Raw genomic sequence first — 24,554 nt, 5'->3', positions numbered from 1 at the left:
CATCTCAAATGATTAAATTACTAACACATTGATATCTATAAATTCATGTTCTGGCACAGCGATTGCTATTTGACTGTGAGCTGTTCTGTTCCGAATCAAAGGAGATATCATGTCTGACTGTCGTGCTTACGGATTCAATACCCAGATCGTTCATGCGGGCCAACAACCCGACCCTTCCACTGGCGCGCTCAGTACGCCTATTTTCCAGACGTCAACCTTCGTTTTTGACAGTGCCGAACAGGGCGCCGCCCGCTTTGCGCTTGAAGAACCCGGCTACATCTATACGCGCCTTGGAAACCCCACCACCGACGCGCTGGAGAAAAAGCTGGCTGTGCTGGAAAGAGGCGATGCCGCGCTGGCAACTGCATCCGGTATTTCAGCCATCACCACCTCGTTGCTGACCCTTTGCCAGCAGGGCGACCATATCGTTTCCGCCAGTGCCATTTACGGCTGCACTCACGCTTTTCTGTCACACAGCCTGCCGAAGTTCGGCATTAACGTCAGCTTCGTCGACGCCGCCAAGCCGGAAGAAATCCGCGCGGCCATGCGCCCGGAAACCAAAGTGGTGTATATCGAAACACCAGCAAACCCAACGCTCTCGCTGGTTGATATTGAAACGGTCGCCGGGATCGCCCATCAGCAAGGCGCATTGCTGGTCGTGGATAACACCTTTATGTCGCCCTACTGCCAGCAACCTTTGCTGTTAGGTGCCGACATCGTGGTGCACAGCGTGACCAAGTACATCAACGGCCACGGGGACGTGATTGGCGGTGTGATTGTTGGCAAGCAGGAATTTATCGACCAGGCACGGTTCGTCGGGCTGAAAGATATCACCGGCGGCTGCATGAGTCCGTTCAACGCCTGGCTGACGCTACGCGGCGTGAAAACACTGGGCATCCGAATGGAGCGCCATTGTGAAAACGCGTTAAAAATTGCCCGCTTCCTGGAAGGGCATCCGGCCATTACCCGCGTGTATTACCCTGGCTTGCCTTCACATCCGCAGTATGAGCTGGGTAAACGTCAGATGAGCCTGCCGGGAGGAATTATCAGCTTCGAAATCGCCGGCGGCCTCGAGGCTGGCAGACGGATGATCAATTCTGTAGAATTGTGCCTCCTCGCGGTCAGTCTCGGTGACACCGAAACCCTCATTCAGCACCCAGCGTCTATGACACATTCGCCCGTTGCGCCAGAGGAACGGCTTAAAGCAGGTATTACCGACGGACTTATCCGTCTTTCTGTTGGTCTTGAAGATCCAGAAGATATTATTAACGACCTTGAACACGCCATCAGAAAGGCAACATTCTGACTATTACGGCTTGAACCGATGCAGATCGGTTCAAGCCGTTGAGAATCAAGGCACAACAGCCTGGCTATACACGTAATTCCTTTTCGGGGGAGAGCGTGTATTTTCGGCAGGGGGTTCTATGCAGGACAACACATTACAATTAAGCAACACTACAGCAACCGCCGCATCCTTCTCAACAAAGCTACCTTTTACAAAATACGATTTTGGTTGGGTATTACTCTGCATCGGCATGGCAATTGGTGCCGGAACGGTGCTGATGCCGGTACAAATTGGTTTAACCGGTATTTGGGTATTTATTGTCGCCTTTATTATTGCTTATCCCGCCACCTATATTGTGCAGGATATTTATTTAAAAACGCTCTCTGAAAGTGAAACCTGTAATGACTACACCGATATTATTAGTCATTATTTAGGTAAGAACTGGGGTGTATTTCTTGGCGTCATCTATTTTCTGATGATTATCCACGGCATCTTTATTTATTCATTATCGGTTGTTTTTGACAGTGCGTCCTATATCAAAACCTTCGGACTCACCGATGCCGATCTTTCGCAGTCAATTATCTACAAAGTCGCGATTTTTGCGGTGCTGGTTGCCATTGCTTCCGGCGGAGAAAAGCTGCTGTTCAAAATCTCCGGCCCGATGGTGGTGGTAAAAGTTGGCATCATCATTGTATTTGGCTTTGCGATGGTCCCGCACTGGAACTTTAATAATATCAGCGCATTCCCTGAGGCAGGCGTCTTCTTCCGCGATGTCCTGCTAACCATCCCGTTCTGTTTCTTCTCGGCGGTGTTTATTCAGGTACTGAACCCCATGAATATCGCCTACCGCAAAAGGGTGTCAGACCGGGTGTTGGCTACGCGCATGGTCATTCGTACCCACCGCATCAGTTATATTACGTTGATTGCAGTCATTCTGTTCTTCTCATTTTCCTTTACCTTCTCTATTAGCCATGAAGAAGCGGTCTCAGCCTTCGAACAAAATATTTCCGCACTGGCGCTGGCGGCTCAAGTTATCCCAGGACAAATTATTCACATCACCTCCACGGTGTTGAATATTTTTGCCGTACTGACAGCATTCTTCGGTATTTATCTGGGATTCCACGAGGCCATGAAGGGTATTATTCTTAACGTACTGGGTCGTGTTATCGACGTTGAGAAAATTAATCCACTGGTTCTGACGCTGGGGATTTGCGCCTTTATCGTCACCACGCTGGTGATTTGGGTGTCGTTCCGCGTATCAGTACTGGTGTTCTTCCAGTTGGGTAGCCCGCTTTACGGTATCGTCTCGTGCATTATTCCGTTCTTCCTGATTTATAAAGTCACACAGCTGGAAAAACTGCGCGGGGTAAAAACCTGGCTTATCCTGCTGTACGGAATGTTGCTGTGCCTGTCACCGCTGTTGAAGCTGATTGAATAACAAATTAAATAACCCGATGACAGCGCCGTCAGCCCTGACGGCGCTTACTCCACGCTCTCCAGCTGATAGCTACGGATTTTATTCAGTACCGTGGTATGCGACACCCCCAGCGCTTTGGCAATATGCCGCGATGAAACATTCTCATCCATCATCTGCTCTATCAACTGACGCTCAGCGCACTGAACCTGCTGTTTAAAAGGCTGTCCGCCGCGTGCCTGATTAACTGAGGTTATACTCGCGATATCTAAATCCTCTCGGGTAATCACATCAGATTCTGCCATCAACATCAGACGAATAATGGTGTTTTCCAGTTCGCGCACGTTCCCCGGCCAACCATGATGATGCATCGCATCAAAGCAGCCTTTATCCAAAATTAACCGGCGCTGAAATTCTTTCGCGTATTTCTGCACAAAATGGCGGATCAGCAGGCTGAGATCCTGCGGGCGTTCCCGCAACGGAGGAATAGTCAGGGAGAGGACGTTAATTCGATAATACAGGTCGGCGCGCAGCAGGCGTTGTTCGACCATCTCTTCCAGATTGGCGTTGGTCGCCACAATAATACGCACGTTAACCGGAATAATCTGCGCCCCGCCCACGCGGCGGATCCCGCCATCTTGCAGTACTCGCAGTAATTTGGCCTGTAAATTCAGCGGCATCTCACCAAATTCATCCAGAAAAAGGGTGCCTTTATCCGCCATTTCAAACAGCCCTTTTTTGCCTTTACCGTCCGCACCGCTGAAGGCGCCTTTTTCGTATCCGAAGAATTCACTCTCCATCAGTGACTCGGGTAATGCGGAGCAGTTAACCGGGATAAATGGATAAAAGCTACGCTGGCCAGAGTTGTGAATCGCTCGGGCCAGCAGCTCTTTACCGGTGCCGGTTTCACCGCGGATCAGGACGGTATATTTGCTGTCCGCAATTCTGATCGCTTTTTCGATCAGTGCCTGCATGCTCTGGCTGCTGCAAATAATGTCTGAAAAATAGCGTGGGCGTTCCACTTCGGGCATCGACAGTTCGCTTATCTCTTCGCAAAGGTAAGCAACGTTAATAATATCGGCACGCTGACTTAAGCTGGATTGCACGCAGGAAATATCCTGCAACTGACGGCACCAGGATTTAATCAGGATCCGGCCTGCCGTCACTTTCATTGAGATGATATTGATATCACAGCAGGAAAACTCCTTCAGGACATCCTCAACCATAGACAGGCGATCAATTGTTTTAATATCCCAGCGTATCGTGACCACATTTGCTCCAGGTAGTTAGCAACTGCGAAGTAGATATTTCGGTGACGCTCAAGAATCTGACTACATTCTAGACGCTGTGGAATAATGTTCTGCCAATGGACTCACATTGTGGAAGTAAAAACGAAATATAAAAAAACCGGAGCACAAGGCTCCGGTTATTGGGTCATAACCCACGCTTATTGCTGCGGATTCTCATCCTGGTCTACGGCAAAGCACGCCACCAGCTGACCGCCGTAATCTTTAAGCTGCGGCTGTAGCTGGGTACAAGGACCAAAACGACGGCGGCAGCGGGCGTTGAACGCGCAGCCCGGCGGTGGATTCAGCGGGCTTGGCAGCTCGCCGGTCAGCTTGATGCGCTCACGACGGTCGTCCGGGTTCAGACGCGGCGTCGCAGAGAGCAGCGCCTGGGTGTACGGATGGCGCGGATTGTTGAAGATCTGATCTTTGGTCCCTTTCTCCACGCAGCGACCTAAATACATCACCATCACTTCATCGGCAATATGTTCCACTACCGACAGGTCGTGGGAGATAAAGACATAGGACAGCCCCAGATCCTGCTGCAGATCCATCATCAGGTTCAGCACCTGCGCACGCACGGAAACGTCCAGCGCGGAAACCGGTTCGTCGGCAATCACCACGTCCGGGTCAAGCATCAGACCGCGGGCGATGGCAATACGCTGACGCTGACCACCGGAGAACATGTGCGGATAGCGGTCGTAGTGCTCGGTTTTCAGACCCACTTTCGCCATCATCTCCAGCGCTTTTTCACGACGCTGCTCTTTGCTGAGCGAGGAGTTGATCTGCAGCGGCTCCTCCAGAATCTGCCCCACTTTCTTACGCGGGTTCAGCGAGCCATACGGGTTCTGGAACACAATCTGGATTTTCTGCCGACGCAGCTTCTGCGCCTGAGGGTCATGCTTGAGCAGATCCTGCCCCTGGTAATACAGCTCTCCGCCGGTCGGAACTTCAATCATCGTCAGCAGGCGACCCAGCGTTGATTTCCCGCAGCCCGACTCGCCAACCACCGCCAGCGTTTTGCCACGCTCTAAGGTAAATGACACGCCGTCCAGCGCTTTAACCAGGCGCTCCGGGGCGAACATCCCCTTCTTCACCGGATAGTGTTTTTTCAGGTCAATTGCCTGCAACAATGGCTGTTGCGAGGTGGCCTCGTGCGTACTCATAGTGTGGGCCTCCCGGCATCATCGAGTGGGTAGTGGCATTTCGACTGGCGACCTTCGCCCAGTATGTTCAGCTCCGGCTCTACGCTACGGCATTTGTCCGTGGCATACGGACAGCGCGGGTTCAACAGACAACCGTTCGGGCGGTCGTATTTACCCGGCACCACGCCCGGCAACGAGGCCAGACGCGCTTTATCCTGCGCAAACTCCGGCAACGCACGCAGCAATGCCTGGGTATACGGATGGCGGGGCGCGCGGAAAATATCGTGTGCAGCCCCGGTTTCCACCACCTGACCGGCATACATAACGATGATTTTGTGTGCCGCTTCTGCCACCAGCGCCAGGTCATGAGTAATCAACACCAGCGCCATATTTTCTTTCTGCTGAAGCTCCAGCAGCAGTTCGATGATCTGCGCCTGAATAGTCACGTCCAGCGCGGTTGTCGGTTCATCGGCAATCAGCAATTTCGGACGACAGGCAATCGCCATGGCGATCATCACGCGCTGACTCATACCTCCAGACAACTGGTGCGGATACACATCAAGACGTGAAGCCGGGTCAGGAATGCCCACCAACGTCAGCAGGTCAATCGCCCGCTGAATACGGGTTTTCTTGTTGCCACCCTGATGCACCTTAATGGCTTCCATAATCTGGTAGCCGACGGTGTAGCACGGGTTGAGGCTGGTCATTGGGTCCTGGAAAATCATCGCCACTTCAGCACCCACCAGCTGGCGACGCTCTTTTTCAGAGATGCGTTTCAGGTCGCGGCCGTTAAACTCAAGGCTTTCCGCCATCACGCGGCCGGGGTAGTCAATCAGCCCCATAATCGCCAGTGAACTGACGGACTTACCGGAGCCGGATTCCCCGACAATCCCCACCACTTCGCCCTGGTTCACACTGTAGCTGATGCGGTCTACGGCACGGAATTCGGCGCCAACGTCGCCGAAATGTACAGATAATTTGTCTACATTTAATAACGCCATCTCGAACCTCTTACTGCTTCAGTTTGGGATCGAGCGCGTCACGCAGACCGTCACCCATCAGGTTAAATGCCAGCACCGTCAGCAGGATCGCCAGACCCGGGAAGGTCACGACCCACCAGGCACTTTGCGCGAACTGCAACACGTCGGAGAGCATAGTGCCCCATTCCGGTGTTGGCGGCTGCGCGCCCATGCCCAGGAAGCCAAGCGCGGCCATATCGAGAATGGCGTTAGAGAAGCCGAGCGACGCCTGAACAATCAGCGGCGCAAGACAGTTAGGAAGAATATTGACGAACATCTGGCGCATCGCACCGGCACCCGCCACGCGAGAGGCGGTGACGTAGTCGCGGTTCACTTCCACCAGCACGGCGGCACGTGTCAGACGCACATAGTGCGGCAGCGCCACGAACGTCAGTGCCAGCGCCGCATTACCTATCGATGGGCCAAATACCGCCACCAGCACCAAGGCCAGCAACAGGCTCGGCAGTGCCAGCATGATATCGACCACTCGCATGATGACGTTATCAACGATGCCGCCGAAATAACCGGCCACCAGCCCGAGAATCACGCCCATCAGCAGCGAGAGCACCACCACCAGACAGCCGACCAGCAGCGACAGGCGTGCACCGTACATCAAGCGCGACAGCACATCGCGCCCTACGTCGTCAGTACCAAACAGATGCGCCCACGAGCCGCCTTCCTGCCACGCAGGAGGTGCCAGCAGCGTATCGCGAAATTGTTCCGCCGGGTTATAGGGCGCAATCCAGTTGGCGAAAATTGCAATAAACAGCACGATGACCACATAAACGAGGCCAACGACCGCACCTTTGTTGCGTTTAAAATAGTGCCAGAACTCCTGCAACGGGGTCATCGGCACCGGTGCAGCAATAACTTTATTTTCAGTAACCTGTGACATGATGGCCCCTTACTTCTTATGCCGAATACGCGGGTTCACCACGCCGTACAGCAGGTCTACCAGCAGGTTGACGAGAATAATCATCGTCGCTACCAGTAATACACCGCCCTGCACTACCGGATAATCACGGCGTTGCAGCGCATCAATCAGCCAGCGCCCCAGACCCGGCCACGAGAAAATGGTTTCGGTCAGAATAGCCCCAGCCAGCAGCGTACCGACCTGCAGACCGATAACGGTCACCACGGGCAGCATGGCGTTGCGCAGAGCATGAATGACGATCACGCGCATCCGCGTCAGCCCCTTGGCGCGCGCGGTACGAATGTAATCTTCGCCCAGCACTTCCAGCATTGACGAACGGGTCATACGCACGATAACGGCCAGAGGAATGGTGCCCAGCACCATCGCGGGCAGGATCATATGCGCCACGGCATCAATGAAGTTACCCTCTTCACCCCAGATGGCGGTGTCGATCAGCATAAACCCGGTCAGCGGGTTGGAGTCATCAAGGAACACCATGTCGCTCACCCGCCCGGAAACCGGCGTCAGGTTCCACTGCACGGAAACCAGCATGATCAGCATCATGCCCCACCAAAAGATAGGCATGGAGTAACCGGTCAGTGCCAGACCCACAGCGGTGTGATCGAAAATAGAACCACGCTTAACCGCGGCGAGTACGCCAACGGGAATGCCTACCGCGGTGGCAAACATCATGGCGCAGACACCGAGTTCCAGCGTCGCTTTAAAGCGCGGCACGAACTCTTCCCACACCGGCAAGCGGCTTTTTAACGAAATGCCTAAGTCACCATGCATAACCCCCCAAATGTAATGGAGGTACTGCTGCCACATCGGTTTATCCAGACCGAGTTCAGCCAGCAGTTGAGCATGACGCTCAGGGGAGATCCCACGCTCACCCGCCATGATCATTACCGGATCGCCGGGGATCATATGGACGAAGGCAAAGGTGAGAAGAGTGATACCGATAAACGTAGGGATGACGAGTCCCAAACGTCGGAGAATGAACTGCAACATAACCCGGATTCTCTCTAATGACGCACGGCCTGGAACCGTGAATCTGTATTGCTCACAAATCTTATCCCACGCATAAACAACTGTGGGTAAAGCACTACGCCGGATGGCGCTACGCTTATCCGGCCTACTCTCGTAGGCCTGCGCAAGCGTAGCGCCGCCAGGCATGGGGTGCATGAACACCCCTGAGTTTTAATTATTCGATAGAGACGTTTTCGAAGTGGTGTTTTCCTAATGGATCAACCACATAGCCTTTGACTTCTTTACGCACTGGCTCATACACGGTGGAGTGAGCAATGATCAGCGCAGGCGCCTGGTCATGCATCACTACCTGAGCTTGTTTGTAGAGTTCAACACGCTTGTTGTGGTCGTCGGTCGCGCGGGCCGGTTGAATCAGATCTTCAAACGGCTTGTAGCACCAGCGAGAGTAGTTGGAGCCGTCTTTCGCTGCCGCACAGCTGAACAGGGTGGCGAAGAAGTTATCCGGATCCCCATTGTCCCCGGTCCAGCCCATCATCACCGCCTGGTGCTCACCAGACTTGGCACGCTTGAGGTACTCGCCCCACTCGTAGGTGACGATTTTGGCCTGGACGCCAATTTTCGCCCAATCCGCCTGGATCATTTCAGCCATACGGCGTGCGTTCGGGTTGTACGGACGCTGTACCGGCATCGCCCACAGTTCAACGGTGAAGCCTTTGTCCTGGCCCGCTTCTTTCAGCAGCGCTTTGGCTTTTTCCGGATCGTAGCTGTAGTCTTTAACGTCGTCGTTATAGCCCCACATGGTTGGCGGGATCAGGTTCTTGGCTGCAACGCCTGCGCCCTGATATACCGCTTTGATGATCGCTTCTTTGTTCACCGCGTAGGTCAGCGCCTGACGAACTTTCACGTCATCAAACGGTTTTTTCTCGGTGTTGAAAGACAGGTAACCCACGTTCAGGCCCGCCTGTTCCAGCAGGTTGAGGTTCTTATCCTGCTTCATGCGCGCGATGTCAGCCGGGTTCGGGTACGGCATCACCTGGCACTCATTCTTCTGCAGCTTGGCGTAACGCACGGATGCATCAGGGGTGATGGAGAAGACCAGACGATCGATCTTCGGCTTGGTGCCCCAGTAACCTTCGAACGCTTTATACAGAATGCGTGAGTCTTTCTGGTACTGCTGCATCTGGAACGGACCGGTACCGATTGGGTTCAGATCCACTTTCTCCGGGGAGCCGGCTTTCAGCATGTTGTCGGCATATTCTTTGGAAAGAATAGACGCGAAGTCCATCGCCAGATCTGCCAGGAACGGTGCTTCCGGGCGGGTCAGTACGAACTGGACGGTGTTATCGTCGACTTTCTTCACTTCACTGATCAGATCCGGCAAGCCCATCCCTTCGAAGTACTCATAGCTGCCACCAGAGACTTTATGGTACGGGTTCTGGGCGTTTTTCTGGCGGTCAAAGGAGAACACCACGTCATCAGCGTTGAAGGTACGCGTCGGTTTAAATTCTTTATTGTCCTGCCACTTCACGCCCTGACGAAGGTGGAAGGTATAGGTTTTACCGTCTTCGCTGATTTCCCACTTCTCAGCCAAGCCCGGGATCACTTCAGTCGTACCGGTTTTGAACTCAACCAGGCGGTTATAGATCGGTACTGAGCTGGCATCATAGGTTGTGCCAGAAGTGAAAAGCTGTGGGTTAAAGCCTTCAGGAGATCCTTCTGAACAATAAACCAGAGTTTTAGCCTGTACGCTTGCTGCGACGGTCATAGCCACCAGGCTCAGACCAAGCTTCAGCATCCCTGACTTCTTCAAGGAAATACTCATTCTTCTGCTCCAAATGTGATGTTTGTTGTTTTACCCTTTGCAGTGGGTTTGCACCGCCTGGCCTTTTTTGTTTTTTACCCGGCCGGGTCGGCGTTAAGAGGATGGGGATTCCGTTCACATAAGCGACTGAGTTGCAGTGCGGATTCTCCATGAAATGCCCCTCATGCCCTACAATCTGTCAACAGAATGTGAAAACGTCAATACAGGTAACCGTGATTTACGCCAACGGTGAGAATTCGCAAACAAAGATTAAAAAAAGTGCAGAGGGGCATTTTCAGCAGGGAAATTTGTGCTACGCGGCCTATACCAGAATAAATATCTTCATATTTAGCAACGTTTAGTGATTAACATTTATGCAAAATGTGAAAAATTTCTTAATGAATGCTGCATATCTGAGCGATTAATACCATGAACGTTAAAGCGCACAGCGGAAAATGCTAGGTTCAGCCATAAGTAACGCAAAAAAAGATTCAAGCAAATATAAAAAAAGACAATGGAATATGTCACAGAATCGTTAACAGACAGTGGGAAGTGGTACACAATTTTTGCAGGCGAAATGAAGATGAAACGGGGAAGCAGCCCGTAGGCCGGATAAGGCGCCTGAGCCGCCATCCGGCGATGCAGACTCCCACGCGCTTTAATTGCCTGATGGCGCTGCGCTTATCAGGCCTACAAATCCTCTCGGCTTCAAATGCAAAAAGCCCTGCTCGTAGAGCAGGGCTTTAAATTTGGTCGGTGATAGAGGATGACTCGCCACTGCGTGGCTCGCCCTGCGGGCCGTTGCTGACGCAACGTTCTCTCGCTCCGCTCGAGTCGAACCCCTTGCCCCCGGAGGTTCTCATCCTCGTTAATCCCGGAAAGCAAAAAGCCCGCTCAAAGAGCGGGCTTTTCTAATTTGGTCGGTGATAGAGGATTCGAACCTCCGACCCCTTCGTCCCGAACGAAGTGCGCTACCAGGCTGCGCCAATCACCGAATGCGGGGCGCATCTTACTGCTCAGGTGCGCGCCCGTCAATCCCTTCGTATCAAAATGCCATTCGATCGGCGAGAAAGTCAGCAGGCCGGTTACTGCGCCGCGACTTTCTGCCCGCCCGGAACGTTGCACCAGTTATTGTTCTCATTTATACCGCCGTTTGGCGAGGTATAACCGAGGCAACCCAAAATGGTGTCATACAGTTCCACATGACGGCGCGGGACCTTCATATCCGCCTCTTGCTTCAGGTGAGCAAACGCCTTCGCATGATCGGGGTCTTCCAGATACTTATCCGACATCCACACCATCATCGGCACGCGGAACTGCTCTGGCGGCGCCATTTTACGCGGCGTACCGTGCAGGTGCTCACGTTCGTTAATAGACTCACCGTGATCGGCGGCATAGAACACTATCGCTTTCTTATCGCGCAGTTGATCAAACACTTTGGTAATAAAGTGATCGACATAGGTCACCGAGTTGTCGAAAGAGTTAATCATCTGTTCTTTCGAACAGCCGCTATCGACATCCACACACTCAGGCTTCCACTGTGCATACTCGCGAGTGTAGCGCTGCGTGTAGTTAAAGTGTGAACCTTTGGTATGCAGAATAATCAGGCGCTTACCGCTGTCATTCTGCTTTAAGGATTGCTGCATTTCGGTAATCAGCAGCATATCGTCAACTGTTTTGCCACGGTTACGCGGCTCTGCGCCAATTTGTTCACGATAGGCGATGTTTTCCGCCATGGTATTACTGTAGAACCACATCTCGCTTTGCATCGCGTAAAGGTCTGTTTTAAACCCTAACTGACCGAGTACGGAAAAAACGTTTTGTTCTTTCAGCGTCCGCTGTGGGTTTTCTTCCGCACCACCTTGACGTACAAACATGCAGCGCAGCGACAACTTGGTCGCGGTATCACATGAATACCCACGGAATGCCGCCAGGTTTTTCTCCTGAGCCAGCCTTGGTGTGGTATTTCGCTCGTAGCCAAAAATCCCCATATGATCCCAGCGCGTGGTCTCACCAATAATAAACACCACGTAGGTGTCATCGAGATTCTTGGGGGCAACATAAGTGAATTTTTTCGCCGGGTTCATCAGCGATTTGTTGTCTGAGGACTCATCAACCTGCGCCCAGGCATACAGCCCTAACGCGGAGAGCCAGTTTGACGGCAGATAGGAGTTTGCCACGACGCCGCCGTAGCTGGGTAAATCGATGCCGGTTTCACGCTCGACGGATCTCTGCTGCATGCTGAGCAGACGAATCGGCGCCCATACCATGATCCCCGCCAGCAAAACGACCGCCACATTGCGAAATCTCATACCTGGCGTGCGCAGCTGTTTTATCAGGGTGTAGCGACAGCGGTTATTCCAGATTAAGAGCAACGGCAAAATACTGACCGAAACCAGCCACGCAATAAAATGCCAGCCCACAACTTCCTTCGATAAATCAATATCGGTGGTCATAACCGAGGCAATAATACCGTAACCGATCACCACGTTCAGGAAGGTCATATAATAGCTGGCACCTGCGGAACACAGCACCACAAAGGTTGCCAGTACACGCCAGGCGCGTCGGCCAAATAAAGAGAGAAGACGAAGTAAAAAGAAGGTTGCCAGCACCGCGCCAGCTAATTCAACAACCGCAGAGATTCCTTTCCAGACGGTGAACTCGTACGCATATCCGCTAAAACGACGGTAAAATACAGCGGAGTTCATAAACAGACCGATATAGATTGCCAGCAAGAGACTGAGCTTCTGCTGCGTCATCGACTTAATATATCTCATCAATAAAACCTGGAAAACGGGATAAAAAGCCCTACTTACAGTCAGTTAGACCGGGCAGGTGAAAGATGCGACAACGGCAGAGTTTGAAATGTCTACGGGCGCGAGTAAGTAGACCACAGGTAAACGCAAAAGTGCTTATAGAGAATGAAAATGGCGCATATATTTTTGTAAATATATGCGCCAGGTATTAATGACACCACTAATAGAATCAGGCGTGCGCCTCGGTAAATACGCTACGCTGAGGCTGACGAATGGTGGTAGACAGCGCCAGCGAGATGATTAACAGCGCGAAGATGACACAGAAGGTCACGTAAAAACCGCCAAACAGGGAAGCGATGATGGACCCACAGATGCTGCCAATCCCGAAGCCCAGATAGATAACCCCATAGTTTTTAGCCAGATTATTCAGGCCAAAGAACTCACTGACCAAGGACGGGAACACGGTAATCGTACCGCCAAAGTTAAAGGCAACGCAGGCAATCGCCGCGAAGAAGGTCGCTTCGTTCAGCGGTGCGAATAACAGCGCCGCCATACCGACCAGCGAAACAACCTGACCAATGGTGATAACGCGAATACGGGAAATCTTGTCGGACAGGATGCCCAGCACCAGACGGCCTGACAGGTTAGCGATGGAAATCACCGTCACCGCATTGGCCGCTGTCGCCACATCCATATGCGCCAGAGTTTGTGCAATATCTTTTGCCACACCAATGACATACAGCCCACTCATACACGCGGTCAGGAACATCACTGCCAGCATCCAGTACTGTGGTTTGCGCATCGATTGCGCCAGAGTGTAGTCGTGCTCGACCACGCCATTCACCGTTTTTACTTCCTGATTTGGTGCATCTTTCATCAGCGTAGAGCCAAAGACGATCATCACCAGCACAATGGCACCCCAGATAACAAAGGTTTTCTCCAGCCCGACGGTTTCCAGCAGATGAGTGTCGATAAACTTGAAGCCGAGGCTGCCGAGGCCATAAGAGCCGATAGCAAAAGCAGAAATCAGCCCTTTACGCTCAGGGAACCATTTTACGCAGTTGGACAGCGTTAACAGGTAGCCCGCACCATCCGCCAGGCCCACCAGTACACCCGCACTCAGCCACAGCATAATCAGGCTGTCAGAGTGTGCGGTTAAGAAGAAGCCCACGCCCAGCAGGATACCGGATGCCATGGTGACGCGTTTCACGCCAAAACGTTCCTGAAGTTTCCCGGCGACAGAAGAAGAAATCGCCAGGCCCAGGCTTAACAGGCCAAAGGAGAAAGCCACCTGGCTGACCGGCGCATCCAGCTTTGAAGAAAGCGCGCCATTGAACAGGCTCCAGGTGTAAACCGAACCTAAGGCAAATTGGGTAATGATGGTGCCGATCAGGGTCAGCCACCGGGTACGCTGATAATCAGAAGTTTTCATGGCAGTATTCCTGCATAAGCAAAATGGGAAATTCTCTGCCAACAACCATACCGAAGTGCATTTATGACGAGGGGAAAACGGCATGAAGTGCCATCAGAACGGAATGAAATGCCTGGATTGCGGAATGAATGACGAGACAAAAAGTGAGAGGACCGGATTTTTCACACAAGTGAGTACCCGCTATCACTGAGACGCGTGTGATTATTGATTCTAATATGTAACGGAGTTGTTTTATTTACGCATGTTCGCGTTAAAATTTAGCGCTTACTCCCATGGTGTACATATAGTCACTGTTATTGGTGCTATTTTCCGCCTGAGAGAGCGCAGCATAGGCCGCCATATGCGGATTGAGCAGCATATCGGCACCCACGGTAACATCCAGCCAGTTGCCGTCCTGACTCGCCGCGGACATCCGGCTGAGGCCCGATTGCGCCTTCCAGATATTCTCGCCAAACTGCTGGTTATAGCTGATTTGCGCCCACGGACGCACATCGCCAAACTGCGAATTAACCCGCCAGCCTAAGGTGCTGACGCTGGCATGCCATAACGGATCGGTCTGCGTGACGGACGTCGCACTGTCGCCAAACTCGTTATAGGTGGACGTTGCCGAACCGTCATAATGTAGGGCTGCAATCGGGCCGGTCGTCACTTGTCTGGACACGGGGAAATTCCAGCCCATACTCATACCGCTGGTCGTATCCAGCGTCGTTTGGTCCGCCAGGTTCACCACCGGACCCGCCACGCTCTTCGTGGAACGAATGCGTTCTTCAAGTATGTCGTTATAGCGTGGTTGGTGATCGCTGTCCCATGTATAACGTTCAGCCGTATGACCTGACATAGCATCAACGATATATTCTTGTTGCCAGCCATAGGCCGTATGGGTAGACAGCGCACAGACCACGACGCTCACCAGAAGGCTGAACCTCTGGCGACCACTACTGTTTCTTATAATCATCAACGCGACTCCAGAAAAGAGCCGAATTCGGCGATATTATTGTCATTGTGTGAAGGATATCGGGCACATTAGGCCCTGTATTAAATATTGTCTTTTTAGCGGGCGCGTCAAGGCGAGCCGAATGAAATTTTTACGCCAGTAAAAACAGCGAGGAAGAATATGCAGCGTTGCGGCTGGGTCAGTCAGGATCCACTATACATTGCCTATCACGACAAGGAGTGGGGTGTCCCCGAAACCGATGGTCAAAAGCTGTTCGAGATGATCTGTCTGGAGGGGCAGCAGGCGGGGTTATCGTGGATAACCGTCCTGAAGAAACGGGAAAACTATCGTCATGCTTTCCACCATTTCGATCCCGTCGCCGTTGCCGCGATGACCGAAGATGATGTCGAAAGGCTGGTGCTGGATGCCGGTATTATTCGTCATCGAGGGAAAATTCAGGCCATTATAGGCAACGCACGCGCCTACCTGGCGATGGCGCAAAACGGCGAACCGTTTAGCGAGTTTGTCTGGTCGTTCGTTGATCATCAACCGCAGCTGACGCGCGCCGCCAGCCTGAGCGACATCCCCACCTCAACCCCTGCGTCTGACGCGCTCTCAAAAGCGTTAAAAAAGCGCGGCTTTAAGTTTGTCGGCACCACCATCTGTTACTCCTTTATGCAGGCATGCGGGCTGGTCAACGACCATGTCACCGACTGTATTTGCTACCCGGAGGGTCAACATGATTCGCCAATCAACGCCTGACGATCTGGCGCCGATTCTGGCGCTGTGGATGGATAGCACGATTTATGCTCATCCGTTTATTGAAGAACGCTACTGGCGTGAGAGTGAACCCATCGTACGCGATGTCTACCTGCCCGCAGCACAAACCTGGGTATGGGAGGAAAGCGGCCAGCTCAAAGGCTTTGCCAGCGTGATGGAAGCGCGCTTTTTGGGCGCACTGTTTGTTGAACCTACCGCCATCAGAAGCGGGATCGGCAAAGCGCTGGTGCAGCATGTCCAGCAGCGCTTTTCGTTACTCAGCCTTGAGGTTTATCAGAAGAACCAGTCGGCGGTGAATTTCTACCATGCGCTGGGTTTTCGTATTGAAGACAGCGCATGGCAGGAAGAGACGCATCACCCCACGTGGATTATGAACTGGCAGGCGGATCAAACGCCGTAAGCGCCAGTGCGGGCCCGGTGTACTTTTCCAGCCACGCCAGCGCGGTGTTGCCCGCGCAGCCATTCCCCAGCTTCGAGCTGGGGAGATCGCAGGTCAGCACATTCACCGCGCCATTCTTACAAATACCCCCTGCGGACAGGTCCAAATCTGGCCAGGCGCCCTCGTGAATACAAATCACGCCCGCTTTGATGCCTGTCGTCACCACCGCCCCGGCCAGAATTTGCCCGCGATGATTCCACACCCTGACCGTGTCGCCATCGGCAATCCCCCTCGCCTTCGCATCCTGCGGGTGAATGGTCACCGGCTCGCGATCCGCCACTGCGTACTGTTCGCGTAACGTGCTGTAATTTAACTGGCTGTGCAAACGGTGCGCCGGATGGGCCGAAAGCACCTGTAATTGCTCGGGCTCAGCATTACCGAACCATTCATCCGGCGCCAGCCACATCGGGTGCCCTGCACAATCCGCGTAGCCGTAACTTGCAATCTTCTGCGAGTAGATTTCGATTTTGCCGCTGTCAGTTTTCAGCGGATGCGCCTGCGGGTCACGGCGAAAATCAGCAAAGCGAATAAACTGCGCGTTGACGGCACTTTCCGGCATTTCGATAAGCCTGTTGGCCTGCCAGAACTCGGCAAAGGGCGGCAACGTCACCTGCTGGCTGGCCCCGCGCTGCCCGGCAATCTTGTAAAAGGTCTCCAGCCATTCCAGCTCGCTTTTGCCTTCCGTAAACCGTTCATACCCGCCCTGCTCCCAGCGCTCGCTGAGTTCAGCAAAAACATCAAAATCATTGCGCGCCTCATCGCGTGCCGGCACAACCTGCTTCATCGGTACCAGATGCTGGTTACTGTAATCACCAGTCATGGTGAGGTCGTTACGCTCAAAAGAGGTGGTGGCGGGCAAAACGATATCGGCATGCTTCGCCGCCGCAGTCCAGAAACACTCGGAGATCACCACCAGCTCTGGCTTTTGCCAGGCGCGAATCAGACGATTGGTATCCTGATGATGGGTGAAGTTTGCCCCACCCGCCCACCAGAGAAAGCGGATATCCGGGAAATGGCGGTCCATACCGTTGTGTTGGTAGAACCCTCCGGGGTTTTCCAGAGCCTCAACGATGCGCGCAACCGGGATTTTATCCACCGCATCGGTGCCACCTTTTACGCTCCCCTGCATGGAGGCGAGCACCGCCGCGCGACGCGTCGGATTGCCGCCATTAGCAAAATGATAAGAGAGACCAAAACCACCGCCAGGCGTGCCAATTTGCCCGAGCATGGCGGCCAACGTGACGATCATCCAGTGCTTTTGTTCACCATACTGCTGACGTTGCATACCCCACCCGGCCATCAGCATGGTGGTATTTTGGTGAAATATTTCTGCCAGTTCACGTATTTTCGCCGCAGGTACACCACAAATCTCCGCAGCCCACTCTGCCGTTTTGGCGACATCATCGGATTTCCCCACAAGATAGTCGGCAAATCGTTCATAACCGGTGGTACAGCGGGCAAGAAACGCCTCGTCGTGCCAGCCGTTTTCCACCAGCGTATGGGCAATGCCGAGCATCAGGGCGACATCGGTACCCATATGCGGGGCGACCCACTCCATTTTGTCACCAAAGAAATCCACGCTCTCCGATCGCATCGGATCAATGCAGATCAGGCGTTTACCGCTGTTGCGTAACGCCTCAAAGTACGCGAGTCCCTGCTCATCAGAGGCGTTCCAGGCAATCTTCAGGGTGTTGAGCGGATTCGCGCTCCAAAGCACCACCACGTCGCTGTGCTCCAGTACGACGGGCCAACTGGTCTGCTGCTGATAGACTTCGTTCCCGCCCACGACGTACGGCATGATGGCCTGCGCCGCCCCCGTTGAGTAATCCCCCAAATGGCCGGTATAACCACCCGCCAGCGCCATATACCGCTGCAGCAGGGTCGCGGCCTTGTGTAACACACCGTTCGAACGCCAACCGTACGAACCGGCAAAAATGGAGGACGGACCGTAACTGTCGCGAATGCGCTTATGCTGGGTATGGATCAGATTCAGCGCCTCATCCCAGCTGACACGGACAAACTCATCCTGCCCGCGCACACCCTGTGGGGCCTCCGGCGAGGCCAGAAAGCCTTTACGCACCATCGGAAAACGCACCCGCGTTTTGCTGTGTACCTGATCGCGCACCACGGTCTGCAACGAATTGGGCTGTGAAGTGGGCAATGCGCCACGCGAGGAGAAAACCGTGTCGCCATCGGTTTCAACAAGAATGGGTCCCCAGTGGGCGGCGGTTAATACCGAGTAATGTGCGGGTGAATTAGCCAAGATGGCGCTCCTGAATGCGATGTGACGGCTTATTTATTATGCCGTTCAATGTTACTTACAAATTTCAGAGTCTTCCCTGGAATTTTCTTCATGTTCACACGTCATAATCAACCGCCACAGTCGCTGTGGTAAAGAATAAAAAAGTCATTAAGGAATTAAGATGAAGAAACGTGTATTTGTGATTGCTGCCATCGTGAGCGGCGCCCTGGCGGTTTCTGGCTGCACAACAAACCCTTACACCGGTGAACGCGAAGCGGGTAAATCCGGCATGGGGGCGGGCATTGGTTCGCTGGTGGGTGCGGGCATTGGCGCGCTCTCCTCGTCGAAGAAAGATCGCGGCAAAGGCGCGTTGATTGGCGCAGCCGCAGGGGCCGCCGTGGGTGGTGGTATCGGTTACTACATGGACGTGCAGGAAGCAAAACTGCGCGAAAAAATGCAGGGAACCGGCGTGAGCGTGACGCGCAGTGGCGATAACATCATTCTGAATATGCCCAACAACGTCACCTTCGACAGCAGCAGCGCCAACCTGAAACCTGCCGGGGCCAACACCCTGACCGGCGTGGCTATGGTACTGAAAGAGTACAATAAAACCGCGGTCAACGTATTGGGCTTCACCGACAGCACCGGCAGCCAGGATCTGAACATGCGTCTGTCACAGCAGCGTGCGGACTCCGTTGCCAGCGCCCTGATCACTCAGGGTGTGGAAGCTAACCGTATCCGCACCCGTGGAATGGGCCCGGCGAATCCAATAGCCAGCAACAGCACCGCGGAAGGTAAAGCACAAAACCGCCGCGTAGAGATCACGTTGAGTCCAATTCAGTAACGTTTTGTGCCGGAGACAGGCTGTGCCTTATCCGGCATGAAGCACTTGCCATCGTTGATTTTCACGATAAGGTGTTCACACTAAATTCAGGGAAATCAGCGATGAGCAAATCAACACGTGCCACCATCAGCGATGTGGCGAAAGCCGCAAAAACGGGTAAGACCAGCATTTCACGCTACCTCAACGGTGAGAAGCATCTGCTTTCCGACGCGCTGTTGGCCCGCATTGAACACGCCATTGCCGAACTCGACTATCGCCCCAGCCTGATGGCACGAGGCCTGAAGCATGGCCGTACCCGCCTGATAGGCCTGATTATCGCCGACATTACCAACCCCTACTCCGTTAACGTGTTAAGCGGTATCGAAGCTGCCTGTCGCGAAAAAGGCTTTACCCCGCTGGTCTGTAATACCAACAACGAAGTGGACCAGGAGCTGCATTATCTCGATCTGCTGCGCAGCTATCAGGTTGAGGGGATTGTGGTGAATGCCGTCGGCATGCGCGAAGAAGGGCTGAACCGCCTGCAACAGTCTGCACTACCGATGGTGTTGATTGATCGTAAAATTCCGGATTTCGCCTGTGATATGGTCGGTCTGGATAACACCCAGGCGGCGACAGTTGCCACTGAGCACCTGATTGAACAAGGCTTCGAAGCTATTCTGTTCCTCAGCGAGCCGTTGGGGATGGTTAACACCCGACGCGAACGTCTGACTGCTTTTCGCGCCACGCTGGCGCGATATCCCGGCGTTATCGCCGAAAATGCTGAGGTTTCGCTGGCGGAAAATACGCAACTGGATGACACGCTGCGTCAGTTTCATCAGCAGCATCGCGGAATGCGTAAGGCCGTTATCTCTGCCAACGGCGCGCTCACGCTGCAGGTGGCCCGCTCGCTTAAGCGTATTGGCCTCAACTGGGGCAGCGACATCGGCCTGCTCGGTTTTGACGAACTGGAATGGGCCGAACTGGCTGGCGTCGGCATCACCACCCTGAAGCAGCCCACCTGGCAGATTGGCTATACCGCCGTCGAGCAGGTTGTACGCCGGATCGATGGTAAATCGGATGCTGTTCAGGAACAGGTTTTCTCCGGTGAGCTGATCGTTCGCGGGTCTACCGCCCGTTAAATTTCCTTCGTGATGGTGATCATAAATTCGGCATCAGAGTCTTTTCTTTGGAACCGGTTCCATCTAGCGTTATAGCAAGAACGCACGATTTGGAGTTTCCATGAAAAGAAAAATTATGGTGGTCACCGCTGCTTACGGTTACGACCAGGTGCATGCAGCTGGCGGGCAAACGGCCATGCTGCCTATTATTGCTGAAGCTGGTGCTGACGGCGTTGAAATTCGCCGCGAAATGCTGAGCGACACCGAGCTTAAAACGCTGCCAACCCTGGCATCCGCGATTGAAATCTTCGGCCTGCTGGCCTGCTACTCCGCGCCAGAACCGCTATTTCTACAAGATGGTCATCTCAATCCCCACCTGCCAGCGCTCCTTCAGGAAGCCCAAACGTTGCAGGCGTTATGGTTAAAAGTCTCTCTGGGTCATTTTTCCCATACCCAGCAGTTCGACACACTGCGTGAGTGGCTCAATGACAGCGGTATGGAACTGGTGGTCGAAAACGATCAAACGTCCTGCGGACGACTGCAGCCTATGCTGCACTTCAGGGATGCCTGCCAGAAGCAGGATCTGCCGGTATCCCTGACCTTTGATATGGGCAACTGGCTGTGGGTCGGCGACTCCCCCGAAGACGCCGCGCAGGCGCTCGCCTCAACCGTGGGGTATATCCATGTGAAGGCCGCCACTCCGCATCTCGACAGCTTTCGTGCCGTTGCGCCCGATCGGGCAGACCCGCGCTGGCTGGCACTGTTAAACACGCTGCCCACGGACGTCCCGCGCGGCATTGAATTCCCCCTGGAAGGGCACGATTTAGCGGCGGTGACCCGTCACTACGTCGAACTGCTACGCGAGGAGTAACACATGAAAAATTCACTGGATGTCGTCACCATTGGCGAAGCAATGACGATGTTTGTCGCCACGCAAACCGGCGAACTGGCGGATGTAGAGACATTTATCAAACGGGTCGCGGGCGCAGAGCTTAACGTGGCAACCGGCCTTGCTCGTCTGGGCCTCAAGGTCGGCTGGGTGAGTCGCGTAGGTCACGACAGTTTTGGCCGTTTTATTATTAAGTCGCTGGAAAAAGAAGGGATTGATGCGCAGGGAGTCACCCAGGATGGACGCTACGCAACCGGCTTTCAGCTGAAATCTAAAGTCGAAAATGGAACCGATCCCATCGTGGAATATTTTCGCAAAGGCTCAGCCGCCAGCCATCTTGACATGGAGGATTATCACGAAGCGTACTTCTCCAGCGCACGCCACCTGCACCTGAGTGGCGTGGCGGCAGCGCTGTCCGCCAGTTCTTACGAACTGCTGGCCCATACTGCCCGCACCATGAAAGCCCAGGGAAAGACTATCTCGTTCGATCCCAATTTACGCCCGGTGCTGTGGAATAGCGAAGCGGAGATGGTGGAGAAACTCAACCGACTCGCATTCCAGGCCGACTGGGTTCTGCCGGGGTTAAAAGAGGGCATGATTTTGACGGGACAACAGACGCCTGAAGGCATCGCTGACTTTTATCTGCGCCATGGCGTGAAGGCAGTGATTGTTAAAACGGGTGCCGATGGCGCCTGGTATAAGGCAGCCAACGGCGAGCAGGGCTGCGTCGCACCGGTGAAGGTCGACAACGTGGTCGATACCGTCGGCGCGGGCGATGGCTTTGCGGTCGGCGTCATCAGCGCCCTGCTGGAAGGGCACTCACTGCATCAGGCGGTGACCCGAGGCAATAAAATTGGCGCCCTGGCCATACAGGTTCAGGGCGACAGCGAAGGATTACCCACACGTGAACAATTAGCGGAATAAACCCCCGGCCCACTCTGTACCCTACATACAGAGGCGGCGTAACAGCATAACCAGAGGGCAGTCTATGAATAGCTCAACCAATGCAGCAAAACGCTGGTGGTACATCATGCCAATCGTGTTCATCACGTACAGCCTGGCGTATCTCGACCGCGCGAACTTCAGCTTCGCCTCCGCCGCAGGCATTAACGAGGATCTTGGCATTACCAAAGGGATCTCTTCCCTGCTGGGTGCCCTGTTTTTCCTCGGCTATTTCTTTTTCCAGATCCCAGGCGCAATTTACGCCGAGCGCCGCAGCGTACGAAAACTCATTTTTATCTGCCTGATCCTGTGGGGCGGGTGCGCCTCGCTGACCGGAATGGTCAGTAACATCCCCATGCTTGCGGCCATCCGTTTTATTCTTGGCGTCGTAGAAGCCGCCGTCATGCCCGCGATGCTGATTTATATCAGCAACTGGTTTACCAAATCCGAGCGTTCACGCGCCAACACCTTCCTGATCCTCGGTAACCCGGTCACCGTGCTGTGGATGTCCGTCGTTTCGGGTTATTTGATTCAGGCGCTCGGCTGGCGTGAAATGTTCATCATCGAAGGCTTTCCGGCCGTCATTTGGGCGTTCTGCTGGTGGGTGTTGGTCAAAGACAAACCTTCCCAGGTGGGCTGGCTGACGGAGTCCGAAAAAAGCGCGCTGCAGGCACAGCTGGAACAAGAGCAGCAGGGAATTAAAGCCGTGCGTAACTATGGTGAGGCTTTCCGCTCACGCAATGTGATCCTGCTGTGTATGCAGTATTTTACCTGGAGTATCGGCGTTTACGGTTTTGTGTTGTGGCTGCCGTCAATTATCCGCAGCGGCGGCGCGAATCTCGGCATGGTGGAAGTGGGCTGGCTTTCATCGGTCCCGTATCTGGCCGCCACCTTCGCGATGATTTTGGCCTCATGGGCTTCCGACAAACTGCAAAACCGTAAGCTGTTTGTCTGGCCGCTGTTACTGATCGCCGCGTGTGCCTTTATCGGCTCCTGGGCCGTTGGCGCTGACCACTTCTGGATGTCTTACACCCTGCTGGTGATAGCCGGTGCGGCGATGTACGCCCCGTATGGTCCCTTCTTCGCCATCATTCCTGAAATGCTGCCGCGTAACGTCGCCGGGGGCGCCATGGCGCTGATTAACAGTATGGGCGCGCTGGGGTCATTCTTTGGCTCCTGGTTTGTTGGCTACCTCAATGGCACCACCGGCAGCCCGTCCGCCTCGTACATTTTTATGGGGGTGGCGCTTTTTGTCTCAGTGTGGCTAACTCTGATTGTTAAGCCTGCTAATAATACCTGCATTCCGGTTGGCGCACGCCACGCTTAAATTTTAACTTACGGAGATTCGCATGAAGCCGTCCATTATTCTCTACAAAGCGTTACCTGACGATTTACTGCAGCGCCTGGAAGCACATTTTTCGGTGACTCAAGTCCCTAACCTGCGCCCGGAAACGGTCGCACAGCACGCGCAGGCCTTCGCCAGTGCGGAAGGTCTGCTGGGCTCCAGCGAAACCGTCAATAGCGCCCTGCTGGAGAACATGCCCAGGCTGCGCGCAACCTCAACAATCTCCGTAGGCTATGACAATTTCGACGTCGAGGCGCTTAACGCCCGTAATGTCTTACTGATGCACACCCCAACCGTACTGACCGAAACCGTGGCGGATACGATAATGGCACTGGTGTTAAGTACGGCTCGCCGCGTAGTCGAGGTGGCTGAACGCGTGAAAGTAGGTGAATGGACCAAGAGCATCGGGCCGGATTGGTTCGGCACCGATGTACATCACAAAACGTTGGGGATTGTCGGTATGGGCCGCATCGGCCTCGCACTGGCACAACGCGCCCATTTCGGCTTTGGCATGCCCATTCTCTACAATGCACGCCGCCAGCATAAGGAAGCGGAAGAGCGCTTCAACGCGCGCTACTGCAATCTGGATACGCTATTGCAGGAATCGGATTTTGTCTGTCTGATCCTGCCGCTAACGGATGAGACTCACCATCTGTTTGGCGCCGCGCAGTTCGCCAAAATGAAGTCATCCGCCATTTTCATCAACGCTGGACGTGGCCCGGTCGTGGACGAAACCGCACTGATTGCCGCCCTGCAAAGCGGGGAGATTCATGCCGCCGGTCTGGATGTGTTTGAGCAGGAACCGCTGCCGGTAGACTCTCCGCTGCTGTCGTTACCAAACGTGGTGGCGCTACCGCATATTGGTTCGGCAACCCATGAAACCCGCTACAACATGGCAGCCTGTGCGGTAGATAACTTAATTGATGCACTGCAAGGGAACGTCGAGAAGAACTGTGTGAATCCGCAGGTAGCAGGATAAAAAAATGCCGGGTGTCGCTATT

Annotated in this window: 21 protein-coding genes, 1 tRNA gene and 1 other RNA gene; 10 read left to right on the top strand and 13 right to left on the bottom strand. The window is 53.9% G+C overall.

Annotated elements, in window-relative coordinates:
* Positions 1-109 precede the first annotated feature (109 nt).
* On the top strand, positions 110-1,306 hold the full coding sequence (gene megL / locus IB214_RS00935; RefSeq protein ID WP_096759168.1) for a methionine gamma-lyase: 1,197 nt from the start codon (positions 110-112) through the stop codon (positions 1,304-1,306).
* A gap of 118 nt (positions 1,307-1,424) precedes the next feature.
* Positions 1,425-2,723 carry an amino acid permease gene (locus tag IB214_RS00930; RefSeq protein ID WP_096759167.1) on the top strand — a complete coding sequence of 433 codons (1,299 nt, stop codon included), beginning with the start codon at positions 1,425-1,427 and terminating at the stop codon, positions 2,721-2,723.
* A 44-nt stretch (positions 2,724-2,767) separates the two neighbouring features.
* Here the strand turns inward: IB214_RS00930 and IB214_RS00925 are convergent, their stop codons facing one another.
* The 12 genes from IB214_RS00925 to IB214_RS00870 all read right to left on the bottom strand — a co-directional run bounded on the left by IB214_RS00925 (position 2,768) and on the right by IB214_RS00870 (position 14,996).
* Positions 2,768-3,970, bottom strand: a complete 1,203-nt coding sequence (locus IB214_RS00925) for a sigma 54-interacting transcriptional regulator (RefSeq protein ID WP_117342510.1) — start codon at positions 3,968-3,970, stop codon at positions 2,768-2,770.
* A 176-nt stretch (positions 3,971-4,146) separates the two neighbouring features.
* Entirely contained in the window at positions 4,147-5,151 is a 1,005-nt protein-coding gene (dppF, locus tag IB214_RS00920; RefSeq protein ID WP_115257215.1) for a dipeptide ABC transporter ATP-binding subunit DppF, read from the bottom strand.
* On the bottom strand, positions 5,148-6,131 hold the full coding sequence (gene dppD, locus IB214_RS00915) for a dipeptide ABC transporter ATP-binding protein (protein ID WP_096759164.1): 984 nt from the start codon (positions 6,129-6,131) through the stop codon (positions 5,148-5,150). The genes dppF and dppD overlap by 4 nt, the downstream gene beginning before the upstream one ends.
* 10 nt (positions 6,132-6,141) lie before the next feature.
* Positions 6,142-7,044 (bottom strand): dipeptide ABC transporter permease DppC, encoded by a 903-nt coding sequence (gene dppC / locus IB214_RS00910; RefSeq protein WP_115257214.1) that lies wholly within the window; start codon positions 7,042-7,044, stop codon positions 6,142-6,144.
* Positions 7,045-7,053: 9 nt separating this feature from the next.
* Positions 7,054-8,073 (bottom strand): dipeptide ABC transporter permease DppB, encoded by a 1,020-nt coding sequence (gene dppB, locus IB214_RS00905; RefSeq protein ID WP_096759162.1) that lies wholly within the window; start codon positions 8,071-8,073, stop codon positions 7,054-7,056.
* Between the two features lie 193 nt (positions 8,074-8,266).
* Complete coding sequence (gene dppA, locus IB214_RS00900; protein WP_115257213.1) at positions 8,267-9,874, bottom strand: dipeptide ABC transporter periplasmic-binding protein DppA; 1,608 nt, start codon at positions 9,872-9,874, stop codon at positions 8,267-8,269.
* Positions 9,789-10,025 carry a hypothetical protein gene (locus IB214_RS00895; RefSeq protein WP_162604169.1) on the bottom strand — a complete coding sequence of 79 codons (237 nt, stop codon included), beginning with the start codon at positions 10,023-10,025 and terminating at the stop codon, positions 9,789-9,791. Before IB214_RS00895 ends, dppA begins: the two co-directional genes overlap by 86 nt.
* 578 nt (positions 10,026-10,603) lie before the next feature.
* Positions 10,604-10,737, bottom strand: a non-coding RNA gene (locus IB214_RS00890) — RtT sRNA.
* A gap of 33 nt (positions 10,738-10,770) precedes the next feature.
* A tRNA-Pro gene (locus IB214_RS00885) sits at positions 10,771-10,847 on the bottom strand.
* A gap of 91 nt (positions 10,848-10,938) precedes the next feature.
* Positions 10,939-12,630 carry a kdo(2)-lipid A phosphoethanolamine 7''-transferase gene (eptB, locus tag IB214_RS00880; protein ID WP_117342512.1) on the bottom strand — a complete coding sequence of 564 codons (1,692 nt, stop codon included), beginning with the start codon at positions 12,628-12,630 and terminating at the stop codon, positions 10,939-10,941.
* Positions 12,631-12,838: 208 nt separating this feature from the next.
* The gene (locus tag IB214_RS00875; RefSeq protein WP_117342513.1) at positions 12,839-14,041 is read right to left on the bottom strand and encodes an MFS transporter; all 1,203 of its coding nucleotides are present in this window, start codon (positions 14,039-14,041) and stop codon (positions 12,839-12,841) included.
* A gap of 250 nt (positions 14,042-14,291) precedes the next feature.
* Entirely contained in the window at positions 14,292-14,996 is a 705-nt protein-coding gene (locus tag IB214_RS00870; protein ID WP_117342514.1) for an autotransporter outer membrane beta-barrel domain-containing protein, read from the bottom strand.
* A 159-nt stretch (positions 14,997-15,155) separates the two neighbouring features.
* Here IB214_RS00870 and tag point away from each other — a divergent pair, with 159 nt between their 5' ends.
* Positions 15,156-15,737: a DNA-3-methyladenine glycosylase I gene (tag, locus tag IB214_RS00865; RefSeq protein ID WP_117342515.1), complete on the top strand. Its 582-nt coding sequence runs from the start codon at positions 15,156-15,158 to the stop codon at positions 15,735-15,737.
* Positions 15,715-16,155 carry an N-acetyltransferase gene (locus IB214_RS00860; RefSeq protein ID WP_096759154.1) on the top strand — a complete coding sequence of 147 codons (441 nt, stop codon included), beginning with the start codon at positions 15,715-15,717 and terminating at the stop codon, positions 16,153-16,155. Before tag ends, IB214_RS00860 begins: the two co-directional genes overlap by 23 nt.
* On the opposite strand, the gene IB214_RS00855 is transcribed toward IB214_RS00860, so the two are convergent.
* Positions 16,124-18,457, bottom strand: coding sequence for a molybdopterin guanine dinucleotide-containing S/N-oxide reductase (locus tag IB214_RS00855; RefSeq protein WP_117342516.1), 2,334 nt, complete (start codon positions 18,455-18,457; stop codon positions 16,124-16,126). The genes IB214_RS00860 and IB214_RS00855 overlap by 32 nt on opposite strands.
* A 160-nt stretch (positions 18,458-18,617) precedes the next feature.
* On the opposite strand from IB214_RS00855, the gene IB214_RS00850 reads away from it, so the two are divergent.
* The 6 genes from IB214_RS00850 to ghrB all read left to right on the top strand — a co-directional run bounded on the left by IB214_RS00850 (position 18,618) and on the right by ghrB (position 24,532).
* A complete protein-coding gene (locus IB214_RS00850; RefSeq protein WP_045448680.1) occupies positions 18,618-19,280 on the top strand; it encodes an OmpA family lipoprotein in 663 nt (220 codons plus the stop codon).
* Between the two features lie 101 nt (positions 19,281-19,381).
* Positions 19,382-20,398 carry a LacI family DNA-binding transcriptional regulator gene (locus tag IB214_RS00845; protein WP_096759151.1) on the top strand — a complete coding sequence of 339 codons (1,017 nt, stop codon included), beginning with the start codon at positions 19,382-19,384 and terminating at the stop codon, positions 20,396-20,398.
* Positions 20,399-20,498: 100 nt separating this feature from the next.
* On the top strand, positions 20,499-21,248 hold the full coding sequence (locus IB214_RS00840) for a sugar phosphate isomerase/epimerase (RefSeq protein WP_115257206.1): 750 nt from the start codon (positions 20,499-20,501) through the stop codon (positions 21,246-21,248).
* Between the two features lie 3 nt (positions 21,249-21,251).
* The gene (locus tag IB214_RS00835; RefSeq protein WP_117342517.1) at positions 21,252-22,190 is read left to right on the top strand and encodes a sugar kinase; all 939 of its coding nucleotides are present in this window, start codon (positions 21,252-21,254) and stop codon (positions 22,188-22,190) included.
* 64 nt (positions 22,191-22,254) lie between these two features.
* Positions 22,255-23,535, top strand: coding sequence for an MFS transporter (locus IB214_RS00830; protein ID WP_117342518.1), 1,281 nt, complete (start codon positions 22,255-22,257; stop codon positions 23,533-23,535).
* Positions 23,536-23,557: 22 nt separating this feature from the next.
* Positions 23,558-24,532: a glyoxylate/hydroxypyruvate reductase GhrB gene (ghrB, locus tag IB214_RS00825; protein ID WP_096759147.1), complete on the top strand. Its 975-nt coding sequence runs from the start codon at positions 23,558-23,560 to the stop codon at positions 24,530-24,532.
* Positions 24,533-24,554: the final 22 nt, after the last annotated feature.

This window comes from Citrobacter sp. C1 (genome assembly GCF_014596895.2).
Lineage (GTDB): Bacteria > Pseudomonadota > Gammaproteobacteria > Enterobacterales > Enterobacteriaceae > Citrobacter > Citrobacter gillenii.
This window is presented reverse-complemented; position numbering and strand designations above follow the sequence as displayed.

What these genes read in the sequence shown, in the direction of transcription:
- megL (WP_096759168.1), top strand. Translation starts at nt 110, where the DNA reads ATGTCTGACTGTCGTGCTTACGGATTCAATACCCAGATCGTTCATGCG.
- IB214_RS00930 (WP_096759167.1), top strand. Translation starts at nt 1,425, where the DNA reads ATGCAGGACAACACATTACAATTAAGCAACACTACAGCAACCGCCGCA.
- dppF (WP_115257215.1), bottom strand. Translation starts at nt 5,151, where the DNA reads ATGAGTACGCACGAGGCCACCTCGCAACAGCCATTGTTGCAGGCAATT.
- dppD (WP_096759164.1), bottom strand. Translation starts at nt 6,131, where the DNA reads ATGGCGTTATTAAATGTAGACAAATTATCTGTACATTTCGGCGACGTT.
- dppC (WP_115257214.1), bottom strand. Translation starts at nt 7,044, where the DNA reads ATGTCACAGGTTACTGAAAATAAAGTTATTGCTGCACCGGTGCCGATG.
- dppB (WP_096759162.1), bottom strand. Translation starts at nt 8,073, where the DNA reads ATGTTGCAGTTCATTCTCCGACGTTTGGGACTCGTCATCCCTACGTTT.
- dppA (WP_115257213.1), bottom strand. Translation starts at nt 9,874, where the DNA reads ATGAGTATTTCCTTGAAGAAGTCAGGGATGCTGAAGCTTGGTCTGAGC.
- IB214_RS00895 (WP_162604169.1), bottom strand. Translation starts at nt 10,025, where the DNA reads ATGGAGAATCCGCACTGCAACTCAGTCGCTTATGTGAACGGAATCCCC.
- eptB (WP_117342512.1), bottom strand. Translation starts at nt 12,630, where the DNA reads ATGAGATATATTAAGTCGATGACGCAGCAGAAGCTCAGTCTCTTGCTG.
- IB214_RS00875 (WP_117342513.1), bottom strand. Translation starts at nt 14,041, where the DNA reads ATGAAAACTTCTGATTATCAGCGTACCCGGTGGCTGACCCTGATCGGC.
- IB214_RS00870 (WP_117342514.1), bottom strand. Translation starts at nt 14,996, where the DNA reads ATGATTATAAGAAACAGTAGTGGTCGCCAGAGGTTCAGCCTTCTGGTG.
- tag (WP_117342515.1), top strand. Translation starts at nt 15,156, where the DNA reads ATGCAGCGTTGCGGCTGGGTCAGTCAGGATCCACTATACATTGCCTAT.
- IB214_RS00860 (WP_096759154.1), top strand. Translation starts at nt 15,715, where the DNA reads ATGATTCGCCAATCAACGCCTGACGATCTGGCGCCGATTCTGGCGCTG.
- IB214_RS00850 (WP_045448680.1), top strand. Translation starts at nt 18,618, where the DNA reads ATGAAGAAACGTGTATTTGTGATTGCTGCCATCGTGAGCGGCGCCCTG.
- IB214_RS00845 (WP_096759151.1), top strand. Translation starts at nt 19,382, where the DNA reads ATGAGCAAATCAACACGTGCCACCATCAGCGATGTGGCGAAAGCCGCA.
- IB214_RS00840 (WP_115257206.1), top strand. Translation starts at nt 20,499, where the DNA reads ATGAAAAGAAAAATTATGGTGGTCACCGCTGCTTACGGTTACGACCAG.
- IB214_RS00835 (WP_117342517.1), top strand. Translation starts at nt 21,252, where the DNA reads ATGAAAAATTCACTGGATGTCGTCACCATTGGCGAAGCAATGACGATG.
- IB214_RS00830 (WP_117342518.1), top strand. Translation starts at nt 22,255, where the DNA reads ATGAATAGCTCAACCAATGCAGCAAAACGCTGGTGGTACATCATGCCA.
- ghrB (WP_096759147.1), top strand. Translation starts at nt 23,558, where the DNA reads ATGAAGCCGTCCATTATTCTCTACAAAGCGTTACCTGACGATTTACTG.